This window comes from Phormidium sp. CCY1219, from assembly GCF_035615515.1.
GTDB lineage: Bacteria > Cyanobacteriota > Cyanobacteriia > Cyanobacteriales > Laspinemataceae > CCY1219.
Genome location: NZ_JAJENT010000869.1, coordinates 1 through 5,559 on the forward strand (window position 1 = coordinate 1; position 5,559 = coordinate 5,559).

The 5,559-nt window shown below is 52.9% G+C and carries 4 protein-coding genes; 2 read left to right on the top strand and 2 right to left on the bottom strand.

Annotated features, from left to right (window positions below; translation table 11 throughout):
* Positions 1 to 719, top strand: a 719-nt coding sequence (locus tag LKK83_RS28265) for a HEAT repeat domain-containing protein (RefSeq protein WP_442957376.1), incomplete at its 5' end; no start/stop codon positions are given.
* A 141-nt stretch (positions 720 to 860) separates the two neighbouring features.
* Here the strand turns inward: LKK83_RS28265 and LKK83_RS28270 are convergent.
* Together LKK83_RS28270 and LKK83_RS28275 are read right to left on the bottom strand one after the other, a co-directional pair.
* On the bottom strand, positions 861 to 3,077 hold the full coding sequence (locus LKK83_RS28270; RefSeq protein WP_324634799.1) for a serine/threonine-protein kinase: 2,217 nt from the start codon (positions 3,075 to 3,077) through the stop codon (positions 861 to 863).
* Positions 3,078 to 3,198: 121 nt separating this feature from the next.
* Positions 3,199 to 4,266 carry a WD40 repeat domain-containing protein gene (locus tag LKK83_RS28275; protein WP_324634800.1) on the bottom strand — a complete coding sequence of 356 codons (1,068 nt, stop codon included), beginning with the start codon at positions 4,264 to 4,266 and terminating at the stop codon, positions 3,199 to 3,201.
* A 466-nt stretch (positions 4,267 to 4,732) separates the two neighbouring features.
* Between LKK83_RS28275 and LKK83_RS28280 the strand changes: the two genes are divergently transcribed.
* Positions 4,733 to 5,419, top strand: a complete 687-nt coding sequence (locus tag LKK83_RS28280) for a bifunctional 4-hydroxy-2-oxoglutarate aldolase/2-dehydro-3-deoxy-phosphogluconate aldolase (protein ID WP_324634801.1) — start codon at positions 4,733 to 4,735, stop codon at positions 5,417 to 5,419.
* Positions 5,420 to 5,559 lie beyond the last annotated feature (140 nt).

Sequence of the window (5,559 nt, forward strand, 5' to 3'; positions counted from 1 at the left end):
CGGGCAATCCACAGGCAATCGCCGGGTTAGTCAATTTAATCGCCGAGTCTGAATCTGAATATACCCGCAGGCTAGCGGCAGAAAGTTTGGGGAAAATTTTGACCACAGAAGAACAGATGCCGCCTGTCGTGAGTGTTTTGAAAGATTGCTTATCCGATGAAGCTTATGAAAATGACTTCGATCGCTTCGAGAAATCCTTCCAAGTCATCTGGCATTGCGCCCAAAACCTCCCCTATCCTGTATTTTATCGCGCTTGGCATAGTGAGGAGGATAAAGTAGAACCGGAAAATTTAGCCGAATTACCCCAGCGCCTTCATGCCAAACTGGAAGAAATGGGATTAATATCATCCCTCCAGTTGATTTGCATTGACGGGAGCAAGTTTATCGATAAAGACAATCCCGCTGCCAAAATCTACAACGAAATGCGCCGCGCTAACTGTCCCAAAAGCGATGAGGGCACCCCGAAAACAATGGCGGAATTGCAATTCTATTGGGACGAATTGACGTTAGACTCGGAACAGCGTATCGTTTTAGTCTTCTACGAAGCGCCAACCGGCAGCGAAGCGGGATTTAGTGACAGGTTCCTCACGGATTTAAGCAAGTTTGACGGGGCGATTTGCGTGGTGAGTGAGGCGCAAGTCAATGGGTTGGAAACGTTTTCGCCGAGTCAAGTGCATTGGGTGGCGGATATGGTAGCTTGGATGCAGGATGTGAGGTAGAGAAATGGTGATGCAGGGGAGGGCAGGGCTGATTTATACTAAATGAGAGTTAGTTGACCAAGGTGGGATGTGAATGGCTCGGCGAGGTTGACTCACAAGGAATAAAAAGTGGCTGTAAGTTACTCACATTTGCCTTCAAGCTCACCGCACGCCCCAAATCTTAATGGTGCGATCGCCACTGCCACTGGCGAGGGTATGACCGTCGGGACTAAAGGCGATGGATTCCACCCAGCGGGAATGAGCGGAAAGGGTTTCCACCAACTCCCTGGTATCCAAATTCCACAACTTAATTCTCCCGGTCAGGGTACCGCCGGCGACGGTTTCTCCATCGGGACTAAACGCCACGGCAAACATAGTTCCGGCATGACTGGCAAGGGTAGCAAATTCCGCGTCGGTACTCAAATCCCAGAGCTTAATCGTATTATCCGCACCACCGGAAGCGAGCACCTTTCCATTGGGGCTAAACGCCACGGAAAACACGGTTCCCACATGACCGGAAAGCTGACGAACCGGGGCATTATCGAATCCGCCATCGGAATTGGGATCGGCCAAATTCCACAACTTAATCGAACCATCTTGAGACCCACTGGCGAGGGTTTTGCCATCGGGACTAAACGCCACGGAAAACACAGTTCCGAGATGACCGGAAAGGGTACCCAAAGAATAGCCCCCTTCCAGATTCCACAACTGAATCGTGCCATCTTCCGCGCCGCTAGCGAGGATTTGGCTATTCGGACTGATAGTGACGAAAGACACCCCAGTGGGTCTGGCGGAAAGGGTATAAAGGAGTTCCCCAGTGACCAGATTCCAGACTTTAATCGTGCCCCCATAGCCATTGCTGCTACTGGCCAGAGTTTTGCCATCAGCGGCGATCGCCACGGAGGAAACCATTTCTCCGGCTTCCGAATGGCCGGTGAGGGTGCGGATCGGCTTGCCGGTGTGCAGATTCCAAATTTTAATCGTCCCGTCAAAACTGCCAGAAGCCAAAATTTTACCTTGCTGGCCGATCGCCACGGATCGCACGTCTTGAGAATGACCGGTGAGGGTATTAGCCAGGGTAATCTCTTTAAAAGAAATATTTTGGGCGATCGCCGGAATCGAGCGAGCAGAGGATCCAGTGCCAGGTCTCCCTTCCACCGCCATTTGCGCCGCCGGAGGGCGATCGCCGTTCCCAGAGGGTTTAGCCACAGCCGGCGAAGTCGCCACCGACAGGTCCAAATTCGGAGAAGACACCGGAGAAACCGACTCTTTTGCCTCACCGCCGATGCGATCGCCTTGCAGATAAATTTGCATTTCCGCCAATCCCACGCCGGCGATCGCCACCACCACCGCCCCCACCAGCCATTGTTTCTTAAACCGACCCAATCGACTCAGCCATCCCGATTGCAGCAACGGAGAAGGTAAAAACCGCACCACACCGCGCGTCCCCCCATACAACACCAACTCCAACTCTGCCAACCGCTGTAAAATCACCTCGGTACTTTGCGGGCGTTGTCCCGGGAGGCGCGCCATCAGATTATCGATAAAATCGGCCAATTGCGGCGAAATCTGAGGGGCCGCTTTGCGCCAAAGCAATTTATCCGTATGGGGGTCGTAAAAATCCAACGGATGCTTGCCGGTGAGCAACTCCACAAAGGTGCGCCCCAAGCCAAAAAAGTCCGATTGGGGCACTGGGAAGCCATTTTCCTGCTCTGGGGGGGCATATCCTTTTGAAGAAATCACCGTACCTTTTTGCCCCACCGCCATTTTCGCCAGATAGGTGCGGCTGACTTCGCGCGCGGACCCGAAATCAATTAACGCCAGTTGTTCGCGGCTAAAACTGTGCGCCGGGGAGGGCGATCGCAACATAATATTGCTCGGTTTAATATCCCGATGGAAATACTGCTGCCCGTGGACTTGATGTAAAATTTCTGCAAGCTGCAATAACCAGTTCATCGCTTGCTGCTGGCTAATCGGGCTATGGTTGCGATCGGCCATCCAAGCTTCCAGATTTTGGCCTTCGATTTTTTCCATCACCAAGCAGTGGACGGCGGTTTTTCTCCCTCGCGGGAACACCGTAAAATAGCCCCCGGGTTCGACGATAGGAATTCCCGGATGGCGGAGTCGCTGCAAAACCCTGGCTTCTTGCTTGAACAGGGCGATCGCTTTCGGATTGCTTTCAGTCAGCACTTTCAACACTTTCGCAAACCCGCGATCGTCGGCTTCAAAGGTGAGGCCAAAACCACCGGTTCCCAGGAGTTTTTGCACGCGATATCGTCCGTTAAGTAACAGTTCCGAACCGCACTGACGACAAATGCGGTTCGTCCCATTTAAAGGATCGGCGGGTTTGGGGCAGTTAGGATTGATACAGTAGCTCATAGATAGCTACGGGGTTGGTGATCCGGAGAATAGGCGAACAAGGGGCGCTTCTACAGTTTCTCGGTAGAGGCGCGGCATTCCGGCGGGTCTGACCCGGCTGGATTGCTTGGTGCTGTGTGGGTCACGGAACCCGGGCCGATCGCTCAGCATGCCAGAGATTGATGGTCTGGTCGTAACTGCCAGTGATGATTCGCTCTCCATCGGGAGTGATGGCAAGGGCGAACACTTCAGCCCCATGTCCGGTGAGGCGGTCGATCGCCTGTCCCCGGTTGAGGCTTCTAATTGTCACCGTGGGTTCGTTGCTTGCGATCGCGAAACTGTGCCCATCTGGCGAGATAGCAAGGGAATAAACCGCTTTTGGCGGACGCTTCCAGGTTTTGAGCAGCTCCCCGGTTTCCAGATTCCACAGCTTAAATCCATTATAGTTGCCACTGACTAAGGTTTTGCCATCCGGGGCGATCGCCACCTCGGTGGGCAAACCCGCGTTTCCTTCTAGAGTGTGGATCGATTCGCCGGTGTCTAGATTCCACACTTTGATGGTGTCTGCATAGGTAGCACTCACTAAAGTGCCACCATCTGGGGCGATCGCCAGGGACTTAATCGGGTCAGAATCTCCTTTAAGTGTGGCCATCTTCTCTCCCGTCTCTAGATTCCATAACTCAATGTCTGGGTGATTCCCACTACTGACCAAGATTTTCCCATCGGGACTGATGACCAGTTCTGAGGCAGGATGCCCCTTGTGGGTGCGAATCAATTCCCCACTGTTCAAATTCCAGACTCGAACGATGCGATCGCGAGTTCCGCTGACCAGGGTTTTGCCATCGCCACTGATGGCAACGGCTAAAACCGCGTCGGAATGCCCGCGCAAGATACGTTGCACTTCGCCGCGATCGAGGTTCCACACCCGCACTGTGGCGTCCCAGCTTCCACTAACAAGGGTCTGCCCATCTGGGGCGATCGCTAACGCCGTCACCGCCCGCGAATGACCCGTGAGGGTTTGTTTCTCTCGGCGGATCCTGCCCGGTTTCTCCCCCCGGGCCATCGGGCGATCGCTCTCCTTTGAACCCCTCTGCTGGGGGTAAACTGAGCCATTATTGTTAAAACTACAGCTATTAATTGCACAAAATACAAACAGGATCGGTAGGATTTTTACCAGCCATTTTAAGGGGTGGGAAATCGTTGCAGGCATTAGATGAAATTCTCCGCGACAGTGAGGCTATTATGGCCAAAACTTTGAGGCAATCAAGGAAAGGGTAGCCCGGTGCAACTCGAGGGTCAGCCATGAAGCACAGGGCGCGGCTCAGGCATGACCCGCCGAATCGCCGAATCGCCATCCTGCCTGGGGCGGCGCTGCCCTCGCAGAATGAGTTTTGCAGATGTTTTGAGCCGTTCTCGGCTACGATTCAGGGTCGGCGCGAGATTCATCCCACCGCTTTTTGAAATTGTTATGCCGAATTTTGCTTGAATTAGACGAATTTTGCTTTAATTATAGGATAGGTTTTGTCATTAGCCCTCCCCTGTGGGGTGGTAATGATTTATCGGGGTAGCATTTCTAGTTTGGACTTTCGGCTTGACAGGGAAATTGGTGGCGGTTGCAATGGGCGGATGAGTGAGAGTTTCTCAAGCGGATATAGGTATGGGGCAGTTGGAGGATGATGTCTGATAAGTCATGGTTAAAATTGCTACAGCAACAGCCGGCGATCGCGGTGATCCGCGCTCCAACGTTTCAGTTGGGTTACGAAATGGCAACCGCAGTGGCGCGCGGCGGGATGAAAACTATCGAGATTACCTGGAATAGCGATCGCGCGGCGGATTTGATTGACGTACTCCGGTCCGATTTGCCCCTGTGTACCATCGGCACCGGTACGGTGTTAAATATGAGTCAGTTGCAATCGGCGTTAGCTGCCGGTGCCCAATTTCTCTTTACTCCCCACACCGATTTGGCGATCGTCCAAGTGGCAACCTCGGCGGGAGTGCCGATCGTCCCAGGGGCCTTGTCTCCTACTGAAATTATTACCGCATGGCAAGCCGGTGCGAGTTCCGTGAAGGTGTTCCCCATTTCGGCAATGGGAGGACCGGGGTATATCAAAAGTCTGCAAGGACCGTTGGGTCATATCCCCTTGATTCCCACCGGTGGCGTCACCTTGGAAAATGCCCGGGCATTTCTCGAAGCCGGTGCGATTACCGTGGGCTTAGCCGGAGATCTATTTCCCCCAGACTCGATTTTAGCCGGAGATTGGCAGGCGATCGCCGAACGCGCACAAAAATTGATAGAACGCATAAAAAATATTGATGGCGATCGGGAAGCACCTTGGCCGAAATCCCTGCCGCCGAAATTGTAGCTAACTGACAATATCCAAACGGTGCAGAAGGTAAATTCAATCTCGAAACTCGAATTCCAAAATTTACGAAAGAAGGACGAGAGTTTGAAAGCTACGTTTTAAAAAACGTAGATGAAAAACGAACGGCGACTTTAGTCGCC